Source organism: Streptomyces sp. NPDC001222, assembly GCF_042896945.1.
In the GTDB taxonomy this organism is placed as follows: Bacteria; Actinomycetota; Actinomycetes; order Streptomycetales; family Streptomycetaceae; genus Streptomyces; species Streptomyces gibsoniae.
Window position 1 is genome coordinate 1 of the sequence record NZ_JBIAXT010000041.1, and the last position, 15427, is coordinate 15427.

Annotated in this window: 15 protein-coding genes, 1 tRNA gene and 2 pseudogenes; 7 read left to right on the top strand and 11 right to left on the bottom strand. The window is 67.9% G+C overall.

What is annotated here, in order from left to right:
• Nucleotides 1-366 precede the first annotated feature (366 nt).
• The 3 genes and pseudogenes from ACFY2Z_RS35930 to ACFY2Z_RS35940 form a co-directional block, all read right to left on the bottom strand.
• The gene (locus tag ACFY2Z_RS35930) at nt 367-636 is read right to left on the bottom strand and encodes a DUF3761 domain-containing protein (protein ID WP_388970339.1); all 270 of its coding nucleotides are present in this window, start codon (nt 634-636) and stop codon (nt 367-369) included.
• Nucleotides 637-1291: 655 nt separating this feature from the next.
• The gene (locus ACFY2Z_RS35935) at nt 1292-2449 is read right to left on the bottom strand and encodes a PP2C family protein-serine/threonine phosphatase (RefSeq protein WP_390748189.1); all 1158 of its coding nucleotides are present in this window, start codon (nt 2447-2449) and stop codon (nt 1292-1294) included.
• Nucleotides 2450-2958: 509 nt separating this feature from the next.
• A pseudogene (locus ACFY2Z_RS35940) lies at nt 2959-3138 on the bottom strand (NUDIX hydrolase); the annotation flags it as partial.
• A 163-nt stretch (nt 3139-3301) separates the two neighbouring features.
• On the opposite strand from ACFY2Z_RS35940, the gene ACFY2Z_RS35945 reads away from it, so the two are divergent.
• Nucleotides 3302-3895 carry a GNAT family N-acetyltransferase gene (locus tag ACFY2Z_RS35945; RefSeq protein WP_390748190.1) on the top strand — a complete coding sequence of 198 codons (594 nt, stop codon included), beginning with the start codon at nt 3302-3304 and terminating at the stop codon, nt 3893-3895.
• Nucleotides 3896-3905: 10 nt separating this feature from the next.
• Here the strand turns inward: ACFY2Z_RS35945 and ACFY2Z_RS35950 are convergent, their stop codons facing one another.
• Nucleotides 3906-4148: a hypothetical protein gene (locus tag ACFY2Z_RS35950; protein WP_390748249.1), complete on the bottom strand. Its 243-nt coding sequence runs from the start codon at nt 4146-4148 to the stop codon at nt 3906-3908.
• Here ACFY2Z_RS35950 and repSA point away from each other — a divergent pair.
• From repSA to ACFY2Z_RS35965, 3 genes and pseudogenes are all read left to right on the top strand, one after another.
• Nucleotides 4072-4788: pseudogene (gene repSA, locus ACFY2Z_RS35955) on the top strand (replication initiator protein RepSA); the annotation flags it as partial. The gene ACFY2Z_RS35950 and the pseudogene repSA overlap by 77 nt on opposite strands.
• Nucleotides 4785-4982, top strand: coding sequence for an AlpA family transcriptional regulator (locus tag ACFY2Z_RS35960; protein ID WP_215121325.1), 198 nt, complete (start codon nt 4785-4787; stop codon nt 4980-4982). The pseudogene repSA and the gene ACFY2Z_RS35960, both read left to right, overlap by 4 nt.
• Nucleotides 4982-6376: a tyrosine-type recombinase/integrase gene (locus tag ACFY2Z_RS35965; RefSeq protein WP_390748191.1), complete on the top strand. Its 1395-nt coding sequence runs from the start codon at nt 4982-4984 to the stop codon at nt 6374-6376. The genes ACFY2Z_RS35960 and ACFY2Z_RS35965 overlap by 1 nt, the downstream gene beginning before the upstream one ends.
• Before the next feature lie 174 nt (nt 6377-6550).
• On the opposite strand, the gene ACFY2Z_RS35970 is transcribed toward ACFY2Z_RS35965, so the two are convergent.
• Nucleotides 6551-6626, bottom strand: a tRNA-Arg gene (locus tag ACFY2Z_RS35970).
• 211 nt (nt 6627-6837) lie between these two features.
• Between ACFY2Z_RS35970 and ACFY2Z_RS35975 the strand changes: the two genes are divergently transcribed.
• Both ACFY2Z_RS35975 and ACFY2Z_RS35980 read left to right on the top strand, forming a co-directional pair.
• On the top strand, nt 6838-7728 hold the full coding sequence (locus ACFY2Z_RS35975; protein WP_390748192.1) for a DUF5655 domain-containing protein: 891 nt from the start codon (nt 6838-6840) through the stop codon (nt 7726-7728).
• Between the two features lie 498 nt (nt 7729-8226).
• Nucleotides 8227-8496: a hypothetical protein gene (locus ACFY2Z_RS35980; protein WP_390748193.1), complete on the top strand. Its 270-nt coding sequence runs from the start codon at nt 8227-8229 to the stop codon at nt 8494-8496.
• A gap of 57 nt (nt 8497-8553) precedes the next feature.
• Here ACFY2Z_RS35980 and ACFY2Z_RS35985 read toward each other — a convergent pair whose 3' ends face one another.
• Nucleotides 8554-9369 carry an NAD(P)H-binding protein gene (locus ACFY2Z_RS35985; protein ID WP_390748194.1) on the bottom strand — a complete coding sequence of 272 codons (816 nt, stop codon included), beginning with the start codon at nt 9367-9369 and terminating at the stop codon, nt 8554-8556.
• An 87-nt stretch (nt 9370-9456) separates the two neighbouring features.
• Between ACFY2Z_RS35985 and ACFY2Z_RS35990 the strand changes: the two genes are divergently transcribed.
• Complete coding sequence (locus ACFY2Z_RS35990; protein ID WP_390748195.1) at nt 9457-9879, top strand: winged helix-turn-helix transcriptional regulator; 423 nt, start codon at nt 9457-9459, stop codon at nt 9877-9879.
• A gap of 36 nt (nt 9880-9915) precedes the next feature.
• Here ACFY2Z_RS35990 and ACFY2Z_RS35995 read toward each other — a convergent pair whose 3' ends face one another.
• From ACFY2Z_RS35995 to ACFY2Z_RS36015, 5 genes are all read right to left on the bottom strand, one after another.
• On the bottom strand, nt 9916-10590 hold the full coding sequence (locus ACFY2Z_RS35995) for a hypothetical protein (protein ID WP_390748196.1): 675 nt from the start codon (nt 10588-10590) through the stop codon (nt 9916-9918).
• A 60-nt stretch (nt 10591-10650) separates the two neighbouring features.
• The gene (locus ACFY2Z_RS36000) at nt 10651-12015 is read right to left on the bottom strand and encodes a DUF317 domain-containing protein (protein ID WP_390748197.1); all 1365 of its coding nucleotides are present in this window, start codon (nt 12013-12015) and stop codon (nt 10651-10653) included.
• 65 nt (nt 12016-12080) lie between these two features.
• Nucleotides 12081-13223 (bottom strand): DnaB-like helicase N-terminal domain-containing protein, encoded by a 1143-nt coding sequence (locus ACFY2Z_RS36005; RefSeq protein ID WP_390748198.1) that lies wholly within the window; start codon nt 13221-13223, stop codon nt 12081-12083.
• Nucleotides 13223-14545 (bottom strand): DNA cytosine methyltransferase, encoded by a 1323-nt coding sequence (locus ACFY2Z_RS36010; protein ID WP_390748199.1) that lies wholly within the window; start codon nt 14543-14545, stop codon nt 13223-13225. Before ACFY2Z_RS36010 ends, ACFY2Z_RS36005 begins: the two co-directional genes overlap by 1 nt.
• Entirely contained in the window at nt 14491-15381 is an 891-nt protein-coding gene (locus ACFY2Z_RS36015) for a hypothetical protein (RefSeq protein WP_390748246.1), read from the bottom strand. The genes ACFY2Z_RS36010 and ACFY2Z_RS36015 overlap by 55 nt, the downstream gene beginning before the upstream one ends.
• Nucleotides 15382-15427: the final 46 nt, after the last annotated feature.

Consider the following 15427-nt stretch of genomic DNA (forward strand, 5'->3'; position numbering starts at 1 on the left):
AATCCGCGACGACATCCACGAAGCGTTCCTCAGCCTGGCCTGCGGCATCATCTGCTGGCGCCGACTGGTCAACCTCTCACTTTGTTAGGAGTTCTAAGGGGGGCGGGATCTGAAAGGTCCCCGGGTCCGCCTCGGGACTGTAGTGCATGCCGGAGCACCGCCCCCCTCCCCGTATGCCGTGCCGACGAGACCTCTTCGTCCCGAAGCAACTTGGGTGGGTGCCGGACCTTGGGCCGATGTACCTCTCACCTGCTGGGATCGTCCGCAGGCGTCCGCGCTCGTCCGCTGCTGTCTGTCGACGTTGTCACGCAGTTAGACACTCACCCGCACTTCGTACCCCGCCCCTTGCTGCGCCTGCTCCGCGGCCTACTTGAACCAGTAGCGGACGCCGTGGTGGTGGGAGCAGGTGCCCTGCGAGTGCCGCGAGTAAGACAGCGTGGCATCCACGCACTTGGCGGTCTCGTACTTGTCTTTGGGCTTTTGGTGGTGTGTCCAGCCACAGACGCCCGTGGTGTGGTGGACGCAGTGGTGGGCGGTGTTGGTGGACGGCAACGTGGCCGCAGACGCGGTCGGTGCGCTGAAGAAGACGCCGACCACGGCGACAGCTATGGCTGAGGCGGCAAGACGAGCACGCAAAGGGACCCCCCCTTTTGAGTAGGACAAGTGCAGGGGACTGTATACGGGTTTCAACCGATCGGTGGCTCGTATGGGATTACCCGCACGCGCGGTGGGGTCACCGGGTCTGACCGTTGGTCGACGGCGGCCACCCTCGAACGGTCCGCATGAACCTCAGCCGACGACAGTCAGCCATGACGGCGGGTGCGCCGACCGACCATGCGCGCGTATGTCTTGCTGCACCCCCACCGGCGCCTCCGCCACGCTGTCAATGCTGTTGACCAGAGCAAGCCGTGGGGCCGGCTCGCGACGACGGCACCCGAGCTCTCAGCTTGGGAATCTGCCGGCTCAGCCTTCCCAGGTTCGAATCCTGGCGCCGCCACAGTAACGGGAATCAGCCCCTGACCAGCAAGTTTGGTCGGGGGCTGATCTCGTCTACGGCTACCGGGAGTCTCCGTGATTCCCCGCGGCTCCCCCCTCGATCTGGCACGCTCGTGGCACGGCTCGGTGACCTTGATCATGCGGTCGGCGCAGTCTCAATGACCGAGTCAAGCGTCGCTCAACCTGTTCGCCCCTCGATGCGAACTATGGGCAGGATGGTCATTGTCAGGTGGGCTGGTCAACTGGTCGCCAAGGACCGTTGGCGGTCGGTGGCGGTCGTGGTGGTTGCTGTAGTTCACTGCTGTACTGCACTGGGTCGTTCCCCCAGGTCAGAAGTGCTGCGTGACCGCATATCGAAGGACATCGAGACGCCGCACTCATCACAGGTCGATTGGTCAACCGATGGCGCTATGCCGTCAGCGGGTTGACGTTTGATTGCGATCAAGGCGGCGTCGTCGTCGAGTCGGCCGCCGACGTGGTTGAGAAGGTCGCCGCGGAGGTGGTTGAGGAGTGCCGTGGGATGGCGGTGGTTCTGGGGGGTGAGTCGTTTGGCGAGCGGGTAGAACTCGCCGTCGGTATTGCGGGCTTCGATGGCACCGTCGGTGTAGAGGAGGAGGGTGTCTTTGGCGCGTAGGGCGAAGGTGTCGAGGTGATAGGTGGTTTGCGTCAATGCGCCCAGTCCCAGCGGGGGCGCGGGTTGGCCGGCTTCCAGGGTCACGACGTCGTTCCCTCGTAGGAGTAGCGGTGGGGGGTGTCCGCAGGTGACGCTCCGCACGAGGGGCTCGGCGTCGGGGATTTCGAGGAGAGTGGCGGTGACGAACGCCTCTTCGGTCTGTTCGGGGCTCACTGCTTCGGATGCGTTGCTGCGGACGCTTGAATCCAGGTAGGCGGCGAGTTCCGGCAGCGTGGTCAGCCGGCGGGCGGCGTCGCGGAACGTGCTGATGGTGTGGGCGGCGATGCCGACCGCCGCCAGGCCCTTGCCTCGTACGTCGCCGATGATCAACCGTGTTCCCGTGGGCGTGCGCACGGCGGCGTAGAGATCTCCGCCGATGCGTGCTTCGTCCTCTGCCGCCAGGTACGTCGAGGCCAGGTGAAGAGGGCCGAGTCGGTGGGGGAGGGGAGGCAGTATGGCGCGTTGCGCGGCCTCGGCGACTGCGCGCAGCTGGACCAGCTTTCGCTGTCCGTGTTCCGTCAGGTACCGGGCGATCGTGACGGCCACCGAGGTCGCAAGGAGGGCAGCCGTCTGTGGCGGGTTCACCGTTTGGCGGACCAGGTAGATGGCCATCAAAGCCGACACGGACATGAGGGCGACAAGTGAGGTCACCCGGGAGCTCGCGTACCAGGAAGTGAGTACAGGCACCATGATCAGCAAGTCGCCGAGATGAGCTGAGCCAGGCACCTGAAGATCGGTGAGCGTGATCGCCAGAATGAGCAGCAAGGCGACTGTCAGCACGGATCGTGGTTGCGGCAAGGTGCGCCAGTGAACGAGTGACGGCCTAGCTCGGTGATGCATCAGGTGTGGCTCCTGCACGCAACCTGGAGCCGTACACGCAGGCTCGAGGAACGTGAATGCCATGTGCTGCTCCGTCTCTAAGGGATCATATCCTCGGTTCTGATGATTCTATCAATTAAACGGACATATACGGGCATGCGGGGTCGTGTGTGGCAGGTCACAAGCGTTGTGGATGCTGGCCGGGCTTGATCAGGGCGAGTCTCCGCCGCTGGGCAGGGACGTTCCGCGGCTGGGGTGACGACTGACCCGCCGTCCCTCGTGGTGCACGGAGCCGACCGCCCCAGCCCCGACGTGTTCTGACCTCATGCCCCGTGTGCCTGCCTCTTGGGCGGGAGCGGGCGGCCGGCGGAGCCGAGCGGGGCGGAGACATGAGCGCGGGCGCCGCCGGCCGCCCGCGCCCGCCCGGAGGAGCGAAGCGACGACGGGTGCTTGATGAAGGAGAGAAGGTCTTATCCCGCTGCGATGAGGTGCTTGCCGTCGTGGCTCCGTACGTGGGGGCCGTTGCCGTCCAGGGCGTCCAGGAGTCTGATCGCGTAGACCTCGGACATGCGCTCGCTGACCTCGTCGGGTGTGAGCCAGGAGACGGCCGTGGACTCGCTTGAGGTGCGTTCGGTGCCGCCAGAGGGCTGTTGAGTGTCGTTCAAGATGAGCACGGGCTTGCCACTCAAGATGAGCATGTCCGGGGCCGAGGAAGGCCCGCCGACGGGTCTCGGCGGGCCTCGTTGATCTTCAACGTGTCACTGGGATGCTCGGGGTGCCGATCTCTCCGTCGAGGTTTGGCATGATGCCCAGATGATCGTTCCGATACCTGCTGTTGTGCCCCCGGGCCGGATGAGCCGGACCGACCAGCCCGTGTTCGGCCTGGCCAATGGCCTTGAGCTGCGCCCTTGGGGCCCTGATGACGCCAGGGTCCTCGCGGACTCTTGCCAGGATCCGGACGTTCAGCAGTGGAACCGGCCGGGACATCTGTCGCTGGATGACGCGCGCGAGCGGATCGCGCGGTGGGAGAAGCGCTGGCGGACCGAGGAGGCGGCGATCTGGGCGATCGCCGAACCCGGGGGCGGTAGTCCGGTCGGCCTGACCGGACTGGCCGACTTCGATCTCCACGGAGGCAGTGCCGAGTTCCTGTACTGGCTCCTTACTGCTGGCCGCGGTCGCGGGGCCATGGTCGACGCGGTCGTCCGCGTCAGTCGTTGGGCCCTGGACGACCTGGGTCTGCATCGCCTCCGGATCACCCACTCCATCGCCAACGCCGCCTCCTGCCGGGTGGCGGAGAAGGCGGGGTTCGCCCTCGAAGGCACCATGCGAAGCGCCCTGCTGCACTCGGACGGCTGGCATGACGAGCATCTGCATGCACGTGTCCAAGGTGACGCCTGGCCGTGGTGAGGTCACCCGGTCATTCTGCGGTGACTTCGGCGACGGCGGCTCTGGCGCTGGCCTCGTCGACGATGGACTTGTTGTCGGCGTAGGCGGACAGCAGGGCCTGGACGGCGAGGTTGTTGACCGCGCGCGGGTAGCCGCGGGAGGTGTCGTGGATGAGGGTGATGGCGTCGTCGGAGAAGGGGGCCGTGCACTTCCATGCCGTCGTACGCCTCGACGGCCCGGAGGGGCCCGGAACGCCACCGCCCGCCTGGGCCACGGTCGACCTCCTTACGGACGCCGTACATGCCGCCGCAGCGCACTCGTACACGTCCGTCTCGGTCCCGGCTGCCGGTGACGAGCCCGCCCGTACCTTCCGCTGGGGCCGACAGCTCGACGTCCGGCCCGTGAAGGCATTCGGTGACGGCTCCGACATCACCGAACAGGCCGTCGCCTCGTACGTGGCCAAGTACGCCACCAAGGCTGCCGAGAACACTGGCACCCTGGACCGCCGCATCGGCGAACTCTCCGAACTCGACCGCCACCAGGTCCCGGACCACACCCGGCGCCTCATCACCGCGTGTCGCGACCTGGACAGCCTGTACCCGGACCGGCGCCTCTGGGCCTGGGCCCACATGCTCGGGTTCCGCGGGCACTTCTCGTCCAAGTCGCGCAACTACTCCACCACCCTCGGCGCCCTGCGCCAGGAACGCGCCGACTACCGCGCCGCCCAAGAGGCATCCGTCCTCGGCCTCGACGACCGCGAGCCCGACACCGTCCTCGTGCTGGCGGACTGGCAGTACGCCGGCCACGGCCACACGCCGGGTGAAGCCGCCCTCGCCGCGACCATTGCCCGCGACCTCAAGACCAACCGCGAGACCGCTCGCGAAACCCTCCTGACCGAAGGGAGCACGGAATGACCACGGCCATTCGGTCACGCACCATGCTCACCCTCGCGGAGGTCTGCGAGGAACTGGCCGTCTCACGCTCGACCTTCTACGACTGGCGGGCCAAGCGTCGCGCGCCGCGCTGCATCAAGCTCCCGAACGGCGACCTCCGGATCCGGCGGAGCGACCTCGATCACTGGCTCGACGACCGCGAGGACGCCGCCTGATGGAGACGACGTATGACGTGAAGATCTACAAGATCCTCCCGTACAAGGGCGCTCGGAAGAACACGTACACCGTGCGCTGGGTGGTCGCGGGGAAGCGCTGGCGCGAGCCCTTCGACACCGTCGCGCTCGCCGAAGGCTTCCGCTCCGAACTCATCCAAGCCACAGGCAAGGGCGAAGCCTTCGTCGTCGCCACCGGCCTTCCGGTGTCGCACCGTTCCAAGGCGGCCGCCATGAGCTGGTACAAGTTCGCCGTCGAGTACGTGGATGCCCGTTGGCCTCAACTCGGCGGAAACAGCCGCAAGAACATCGCCAAGACCCTGACCGCGACCACCATCGCGCTGTTGCGGGTCAAGCCCACCCAGTTCGCACCTGCCGCCGTGCGCACTGCTCTGCGTGAGTGGGCGTTCAACACGAACCGACGACCGAACGCGCCCCGAGACGTGGTGGCCATCCTCAGATGGGTTGAGCGGAGCTCCCTGCCCGTCTCGGCCTGGGAGGATCCGGAGAAGGTCGACCAGGTCCTGCACGCCATCGACACCCGCCTCGACGGCAAGCAAGCGGCGGCCTGGTCCCGGAAGCGCAACCGCCGGATCCTCAACGTCGCCATGAAGTACGCGATCCGGCGGCGCATCCTGCGAGTCAACCCCCTTCCCAAGGGCAAGGAGTCGACGGCCGTCACGAAGACCACGAACGCCGTGGACAAGCGGTCCTTGCTGAATCCCGAGCAGGCGGCGGCGATCCTCGACTGGATGCGGCGCCGACCGCGTGGCGGAAAGCGGCTCCACGCCTTTTTCGCCACGCTCTACTACTGCGGCCCACGACCCGAGGAAGCCGTGGCCATGCGCGTGGCGGACGTGACCCTGCCCGAGCCGGACGCTGACGATCAGTGGTGCGAGCTGCTGATCCACACGGCGACCCCGGAGGTCGGCAAGCAGTGGACCGACACGGGGGAGATCCACGAACAACGCGATCTGAAAGGCCGTGCGGAGGGTGAAACACGCACTGTGCCGGGGCATCCCGCCCTGACACGCATCCTGCGGCAGCACATCGTGGACGAACAGCTCCAGCCGGGTGATCTGCTCTTTCAGGGTGAGTCCGGCGGCATTCTCGCCGGTTCCGTCATCCGTCGGGCGTGGCGCGGTGCACGTAAGGCCGTGCTGCCTCCGCACGTCTTCGAGTCGCCCACTGGGCGGCGCGTGTACGACAACCGGAACACGCGCCTGACGAAGTGGCTCAACGACGGCATCCCGCCCGCCCAGGTGGCGGAGTGGGCCGGGAACAGTGTCGCCGTGCTCTTGGCCACTTATGCCCGCTGCATCGACGGGCAGCTGCCTGACCTGAAACGGCGGCTCGAAGCCGCGGGCGACCTCCCAGAGGTGCCGGGCGCCGGCTGATCTCCGGCCGAGAACTTCGACACGTATTCGACACGGCCACCCGCGAAAACCCGGTGACAGCCGGACAGCCCCGGAGCCTTCCCTTGATCGTCGGGGGAGCGCCCGGGGCCTCGCCGTGTTGGGCTGCACCCGCTCTGACCAGCAAAAAAGCCCTCCCCGAGGGAGGGCTCTCAGTGGCGCCCCCGGCAGGACTCGAACCTGCGGCCAAGCGCTTAGAAGGCACCTGCTCTATCCACTGAGCTACGGGGGCTGGCCTGCGAAAACGCAGTCTTCCGGGGCGCTCGTCCCAGGAACCTATGGGACGTATGTGGGACCTGGCGATCCCTGGGAACTGTGGGAGGCAGGTGCCTCGCGTTAGCCCGGGCGCAGCTTCTCACATCATCTTCACTCCCTCGAAGCCCCTCACGGAAACAATCCTGCCTCGGCTCGGCGTTGGTGCTCTCCGAGCCGAGGAGGGGAAGGTGTCGGGTCTGAAGCTGTTCCACACGACGAAGAGCGGCATGACTGAGGTCATGCCGCGTCTTGCTGAGGTCGAGGCGGACGTGCAGAGCCTCGTCGAGGCGCACATGGAGACGATGCTGGACGTCAGGTGCCTTGTGAGCGAGTACGTCATCGACTGCGTCGATGGAGGACGCATCGACTCGCTGGGGATAGACGCCAACGGGGCACCGGTGGTGATCGAGTACAAGCGCGGCACTGACGCCGGTGTGATTAATCAAGGCTTGTACTACATGGCCTGGCTCACCTCCCACAGGAGCGCCTTCGAGGGCCTGGTCCGCGACCGGCTCGGGGTATCAGCCGCGGCCCAGGTCCTGTGGAGCGCCCCGAGGCTGATCTGCATTGCCGGTGACTTCACCCGCTACGACGCCCACGCCGTACGCGAGCACCGCCGAAGCATCGACCTGGTGCGCTACCGATACTTCGGCAACGACCTTCTCGGGCTTGAGACCGTGGCCTCGGTGAGAGGGATGTCGGGTGGGTACCGGCGTGCTCGCCGGCGCGTGGACGTGCTCCAGGTGCCTCAGCGGCAGGCCGGAGCCATGGCGGAGCTGGCCAGGGCCGTCGACGAGGTTCTCCTCGGTGTGGGTGACGGTGTCACCCGGGTCCCGCGCAAGACGTATGCGGCCTACCAGCGGTTGCGAAATTTCGCCTGCGTCATCCCGCCCCAGCAGACCAAGGTGCTGGTCTATCTGAAGGCCGATCCGAAAGCGGTGGACCTCGTACCCGGGTTCACCCGGGACGTGTCGGGGATCGGCCACCACGGCACGGGCGACCTGGAGGTGCAGCTGCGTACCGAGCGGGACTTGGAGCGTGCCCAGGACTTGTTCCGGGCGAGCTACGCGGCGGCGTGATCCTTCGAGGGCGCGTTGACTGTCAGGTGCGTGTTCTGTGGTCGACTGGGCGGTCCCTTTCGACGGGTGGACGGGTGGTGGCGGTGGGATATCTATGATGCGCGGGATCGCCGGTTAGGCTAACCGGCGATCCCGCGTTACTGTCCGCGGCTCTCTGCCTATGCAGAGGTGCTGCGGCTCGGCGCGGGCTGGTAGCGCCGGGCATCCAATTCGGGACGACGATTATGCAGACTGTGCGCGGTCTGCTTAGTAAGGTGCTGTCGGTGGCCCCGCGATATCCCCCGTTCGCGGGGCCGCACTGTTGGTAGGCCAGGGGCGACCGCTGCCCGGTGCGCGCGAACTGCTGGGACCCGGTATCCCAGATGTCCGGCCAGAGTGAGGTGCTTCAACGCCGGGGGCGCCGCGCGCTTGTCCCTGCGGAGCGGGTAGGCGAGAGGTGTTGGTTGCCCTCTTGTCGCACGGCACGACCGGGGCCGTCTCCAGGTGCCCCGCCCTCGAATGGTCCTGGTGTTGGGCCAGGGGCACCCTGAAGGGGTGGCGGGTGGAGGTACTGCTCCGATCATTGTGCACCGGCCTTCGGCGGTTGGTGGCCGGCGCGTCACTGTGCGCACTCGTGGGTACGACGAATTCCTTGGTACCGCCTATTCAGACCACGACTTGATCGTCTTCCTCGAGGCGTCGGGCGTCACAGACCCGGAGAGCAAGCTCGACGATCCGCTGTGGGTCGAGTGGTCCGGCGGGCCAGCCCATCAGTGGTCAGCCGCTTGAGTGACGGGGAGCGGCGAACCTCACCAAGGGCGAGCGCATTGCGGTGAACCATCCGTGTCAGCTGGCGTCGGGGCGCATCGCGGCCGCGGTGTCCGTGGCAACGGTGAGCGGGTCGGTGAGCGGTCGGCCGAGTAGTTGGGCGAGGTCGGGGCTGGTGGTGCTGAGGAACCCGTGGCGGACGCTGGTCGCGATCGACGCGAGCATCGGCGGCTGGAACGGCAGCAGCGTGTCGTCGGCGAGGAGTCGGGCCCGGTACTCCCCGAGCCCAATGGTTCGGTGCGCGACTCCGAGGGATTCGGCGATGTCGGCGGCGGTGATCGGTTCGCCGACCAGGTCATAGGTCTTGCCAGCGTGCGCGGTCGGATTGCTGGCTACGACGGCTGCGGCCGCGGCCAGGTCCGCCCGGGCCACAGCGGCGAGCGCTCCGTCACCGAACGCTGATTCCACGCCGTCAGCGGTCCAGGTCAGGAGCGCCCCGAAGAGTTCGGCGTAGAGCCCGTTGCGCAGGATCGTCCACCCGAGTCCACTGGCCTTGATCAGCTGCTCGGTGGCCCGATGGGCGGGCGCGAAGCCGAGGTGGTCACCGTCGCCGGTCAGGCTGGTGTAGACCACGTGGCTCACGCCATTGCGCACCGCAGCGTCTAGAGCTGCCTGGTGCCGGGGGATGACCTGGTCGTCCTCGGCGTACCCCGCCGAGACGAGGACCAGCGTAGAAACGCCGGTGAGGTCGAGGCTCGTGGGGTCGTCGAAGTCGAGTCGCCGCTGCCCTTCTGCGGGCGATCGAGTGCCGCTCAGGGCGGGCGCGTGGCGCTCAGCCAACTCCTGGAGCGTGAGAGAGGCGAGCTGTCCGTTCGCGCCGGTCACCATGATCATTGTGGTTCTGTCTCCTACCGTGGTTCTCTTCGGTAACTACGGTGAGATCTTCAACCGGCCCATGTCGGCCTACAAGGAGGCAGTTTCGTGTCAGTGACGCACACCGAGGTAACCGCTGGAACCGCTGAACTCGAACCCTGCGGACAGCAGGACCACCCCGATTGCGGAATCCGCGACGTCCTTGACCGGGTCGGTGACAAGTGGTCGGTCCTCGTTATCGTCGAGCTCGCCAACGGCCCGCGGCGCTTCCGGCAACTTCAGCGCGCCATCGATGGGATCTCCCAGCGCATGCTGACCCTTACGGTGCGCCGGCTGGAGCGAGACGGCCTGGTCCTTCGGACCGTGTATCCGACCGTGCCGGCCCAGGTCGACTACCGGCTCACCGAGACGGGCGCGAGCCTGACACACCTCGTCAAGGCACTTGCCGACTGGTCACTCGAACACCGGGCTCACATCGCCCGTGCCCGTGAGAGCTACGACAGCGAGCACCCCGACAATGAGATCCGCTGATCAGCGAAACGTCATCAACCTCCTGACCCGCAACAGCTAGTTGGTAGTGCGGCTGTCGGCCCAGGTCGCGCACAGGGTGTGGAAGTCGGTGCGCAGACGGTCCCGCTGGACCTCGTATGCCTGGCTGGCCAGAGGCAGCAGGTAGACGTTGTCCCGGTAGTGGGTGAAGCCGACGCTCCTCCAGGCTGCGGCGATCTGTTCGTTGATCCGGTCGAATTCGGCCTGTTCGGGCTTCCAGCCGTCCTCGTGTGCGCTGATGCCAGGGGAGCAGGCGACGGCTCGGATCCCGGGAGAGAGCCGGTTGATGGCTTCGGCTGCTAGCACGGGGCCGAGTCCGAAGCCGCGCCAGTGGGGGGAGAGCGTCACGCGGTCCATGACGAGCAGGTCGGTGCCCACGTATGCGAGTTGCTGGTCGACTTCGGCTGTGAAGTAGCCGGTGTCGGGGTCGAGCAGCGCGTTAGCGATCTCGGACAGTTCCTCGGACTCTTCCTCCATGGCTGTCCAGGCGTTCATGCCCTGGGTGAGGCGGACGCGGTGGAAGACCATCGATCCGGCCTCGTGGGTGGCGCCGTCGTCGTCCTCGTACTGGATGCTGACGTTCCACTGCTCCAGGGTCTGCTCGTGTGGGCTGTCGAGCAGCCCGTGCCGGTGGTGGTACTGCAGGTGCAGCCGCGCGGGGGATGCCGGCAGATCCTGGGGGAGTCTGGTCACTCACCGAAGCGTAGCCAGCCCGCGCAAGCCCACCGGCCTCAGCTGCTGGCCCCCGATGGGTCAGAGGGGTCGGTGGCGGTGTGGCGGGGCGAGTGCCGCAGGCAAGGACGCGGGCGTGGCCTTGAGATGGGCGGTGGGCTTCGACGGGGCGGGGGTGCGCTGCCCTGTGCCGTGGGCGAGTTCTTCGGCGAGGCTGGCCAGGAGCGCGGAGGGAGTGCTGGGCGAGGCGTGGATGGTCCAGGTGGGTTGGTCCAGGCTGGGGCCGGCCCACAGTGTCCAGGTCGGCAGCGTGCCGTGGGGGCGCTGCGCGGCGATGGAGTCGAATTGGACTCCCGCGCCGTCCGGGGACTGCCAGTGCATCCACCGTCCGGTGACGGCGTGCTGCCATCCTGACTCGGTGAGGGGGCGGACGGCGTCGGCGACGGTCTTCTCGGTGACGGGGTCACCGACGGCAGTGTCCCCGGCTTCGCCTGAGCCGAGTGCGGTGAGCAGGGTCTGGAGCACCGGAGCGGGGGTGGTCCCGGTCGCGGTGAGGTGCCAGAGCCGGTCGGAGACCGGGGTTTCGTACGCGGCCACGGTCCAGGCGGTCTCGCGCGGGTGGGCTTCGTGGACGCGCTCGATGCGCAGCGTGTGGTCCTCGTGGAAGGCGTGGGTGGTGATGTCGTCCCAGGTGCGCCACTTCTCCCAGTCGCGGTGGGCGTCGAGGAACTGGTCGAGGAGGCGGTCGTGGTCGCCGGGGTCGGCGGCGTAGGCGGGTACGGTCTCCGGCTCCGGTACCGGCGGTTCGGGGACGGCGGTCGTGGGGCCGAGGGAGGTACGGGCTTCCTCGGCCTGGCGCTCGGTGTCGGTGGCCGGCGCGGGGCCGGGGCGCAGGCTGTCGCCGTGGACCTTCTCGAAGGCGGTGAGGGCTTCGGCGAGTGAGCCGAAGGTGTCGGCGACCTGTCGCAGGTGGTTCTCCCCGTGGAGGTAGATGCTCTGGCCGGTGTCGAGGTAGGTGCCGACCGCGACGGTGGTGTGGTTGTCGTCGGCGTGGGCGTGGATGAGGAGCCGTCCGCGGCGGATGTCGTCGTAGATCTTCTGGGCCTCGTTGGAGACGTCGCGGACCTCCTGCCTGGTGCACCAGGACATCGGGTAGTTGGCCCACTCCCATTCCTCGTCTATCGCGTCGCGAAGACGGGCGGTGATCTCGGCGGTGACACCGTGGGCGGCGAGCTCGTGGGCGGCGTGCTCGGCCCAGTGCGGCTCCTCGTGGTCGATGCGCGCCATCACCAGCATCTGGTCGTTGAGGGGCTCGAAGCCGTGCGCGGTCAGCATGCCGCGGGCGAGGTCTCGCCGGGGTCCGGTGAGGGTGGCGACCACGGCGCTGCCGTGGTGGGGGTGGACGTCGAAGCGGACATGGGCGTCGACGGGGGATGTGGTGGTCATGTTGGGCGTCGTCTCTTCTGCCGGTGGCCGGGCCTCTGGGGCCGGCCACCGGCAGACTCGGGGTGCTATCGGCTTGCTCGCGCGGTCCGCGCGGCCGTGGTGGTCGGGGGGCCGGCGCGGGTGGTGGGCGCGGGGCGCGGTCGCTGCGGGGGGACCAGTTCGGTGGCGTGATGCCAGCGGGTGCGGATGGCGCCGATGTCGGCGAGGGATCGGCGGGCGCCGACGACGAGCTGGAACGGCGTGTTCGCCGGGTCACTGGCGTACGCCTCGATGTGCCGTCCGGCGTGATCGGCGGTGGCCAGGAGGGAACGCTGCAGGGCGCGCTCGCCCCAGTGCTCCACGGAACCGGCGGGTTCGGCCAGCAGGCGGAGCACTTCGCCCGGTTCGCTGCCGTCGTCCAGCAGACCGCGCTGCTGGGCTTCCCACAGGACGGTGACGGGGTCGACGGGCTCCTCGCGGCGAGCGAGGGAGGTCAGGCACTGCCACAGTCCGGCGTGCAGCGGCTGGGTGAAGTCCTCCGCGATCAGCCACCGGACGGAGTCGATGTCCGCGGGGGAAGCGGTGGCGGTCGCGAGCAGCAGCTGCTCCTCCTCCACCGCCTCGGCGTAGTCGCCCGCGAGGGCCGGCGGCGGGGCTGGGGTGCGGGGCAGGACGCCGGCGCGCGGCGGGAAGCGTGCCGCGATGTCGTCCACGACCGCGGCGAGCGCGTTGGCCTCGGCGAGGACCGCCTGTACGGGGTGCGGGAGGGAGGCGTCGTGGACGGTCTGGACGAGATGTTCGGCGGCGGCCCGCAGACGGCGGCGGGCATGCTCGGCCTCGACCATCCGCGCGTACGCCGGTGCGTGTCGTGGCCAGGGGCAGACCTGGATGAGAGTGTGCAGGTAGGAGGCGGTCAGTGCGCGTGCCTGCTGGCGGGCCGTGGCCAGTACCTGGTTGAGCCACTTCGTGTTCTTCGCGTGCTCGGCCGGGTCGGGTGGGGGCAGCGTGCTGATCGCGGTGAACAGGGCGGCGTGCGCGGCAGTGGAGAACGAGCCGGCGGCGATCCCGGTCACGAAGCCGAGGCGATGCGGATCGAGAAGGAGGGCGCCGAGGAGGGCCTGCTCGACGTGGAACACCGGGTGCCGCCGAGGAACGGTGTCGGGGTAGTCGTTCCCGTCGGGTTCGGGTTCGGGTTCGGGTTCGGGTTCGGGTTCGGGGGTGCGGGGCATCAGGCTGCCAGGGTGAAGTCGGCGGGGTCGAGGGTGACGCCGAGGTGCGGGGCGAGGAGGTGGCCGGCGAGCAGCGGGGGGACGGCGTTGCCGATCTGCGAGAACTGCTGGCCCTTGTTCCCGGCCCAGGGATAGTCGGCGGGGAAGGTCTGCAGGAGGCCGGCCTCGCGGGCGGTGATCCGGATCGGCTCCGGCGCCGCCGGAGCGTCCGTACTCTCCGTCTGCGGCGAGGCCGGCTCAGCGACCCAGGTGCACTCGTTGGCGCGGTGCCCGAAGAACAACGTGCCTGCCGGCTCCTGGATGGACCGGACGGTGGCGTTGGCCTGGTTGTTGCTGCGCAGGGACCAGGACCAGCGGTGCGTCTCGGCGGAGAACGGCGGCGCCGGGGCAGACGCGCCACGGTCGTTGCGGGCCCCGTGGCGTGCCGCCCAGCCGGCTTCCTCGCGGCGGGACTGCGGGACGACCCCGTCGGTGCGTGGCGTCCAGGTGCCGCGGTCGCGGGCGTCGGACAGTGTCTTGCGGGAGCCAGAGGGGAATGGCTCGGGGCCGCCGCCGGGCCCGCCGCCTGCGCAGACGGTAGGAACGGGCCGGTCGGTGGCGCCCCACCCGAGGGCTTCAGCCATGCTGACCCAGCGGGCGCGGCCCGGCCCGAACAGTGAATCGGGCTCGGCGACTTGGGCGTGTGTCGGTTCGGGAGGCTGCGCCATACGGACCCGGGAGGCGAGCAGGATCGCCCGCCTTCGCGTCTGCGGAACGCCGAAGTCAGCGGCGTTGAGGATCCCGTACCACACCGAGAAGCCCCAGGACCGCAGGACGGCCGCGTACTGCTTCCACAACGGGAGAACGTCTGGCACCTCCTCCATGGCGACCCACTCGGGCTCACCGACCGCGTTCAGTGCGTGGAGGTAGCGCATCGGCTCCGCCGCGAGAAGGGAGCGCTCGTCGCGGCAGGCGCCGAGGAGACGCTCGCGGGTGTCGCGTCCGGCGGAGAGATCCTCGACGGCCTGGTGCACCAGCGGCTGGTCCACCAGGCCGAGGCGTTTGCCCGCCATGCTCCACGCCTGGCACGGAGGGGACGCGATCAGCCCATGTGTCCGGCCGATGAAGGGCCACGTCGGATACATCGCCACGTCGGTCCGGATAGTCAACTGCCCAGCAGCGGTGCGCGTTTTGCAGGCCCAGGCGTCCCATTCCAGGCCGATATCCCGCACGCCCAAGACGTCCAGTGCCCTGCTCCAGCCACCCGGTCCCGCGAAGAGATCGAGTATCAAGTGGCCAGCCTGAAGTCGTCCTGCGTCAGTGCGTCCGCGTCTCCACGACATGCCCAGGGCGAGCAGCCGTCCACAACGCCGTTCTCCAGCTCGTCGGCATCGTCTGCCTCGATGTTGAGGGCGGCACGTTCGGCTGCGGTGACGTGGTCGATCGGCGCCTGGCTCAACGGGACACGGGAGCGGTGCAAGAACGCCTCACCGAGCAGTCGGCTGCCTGATGCGTTGGCCCGGGCATTTCCCTGTCGGATGGCCACGTCGAATTCGACGACGTCCGCCCACTCGGCTGGGGATGTGTCCCTGATATGCCTCCACTGCGCATTTCCGTGGAAAGGGCATCCGAGGCAACTCGATTTTGGTGTTCCGGCCAGCCCGAGAGAGGTCAGGTAACGGACGCAGTCCGCCCTGCTCCAGCCCATATCAAGAAGCGGATGCCGATTGCGCATGTACTTCACATCGGCATCCTTGGCCCGATGGAACTCGTCGGTGGAGATCCCCACCCACTGCTCGACGAACACCCCCTTGGGGACGCGCGAGGGATAGGGGTGTCCGAGTAGCTCACGAACCTTCTTCTTTATCGGCTTTACCTTATATTCCCCTGTACACTGCCTTCGGGTCATTCCAGGTCGCCCATCCTTGTTCAAAATATGGAGGGGCATGGAGGCGAATCGGTGGTCAGGATTCAAGGCGTCGCTGCGAATGTTGCCGGATGCGACGCGGAGAATGGGTATGCCAGCGGGCTTGGCTATCTCCTCTTCTAGGCGGTCCAGGTGGGCGTAAACAGTCCGGGGTTCCCATCCGGTGTCGGCAAAAATTGCGTAGTCGACCTTAGGTAGGATCCCTTCGGCTGAAAGAGCGAGTAGGGTGCTGGACTGAACTCCTGCACCCAGGGAAAGGGCGCGGAATCGGGGCTGATCTGAAATGGTCTGTCCTGAG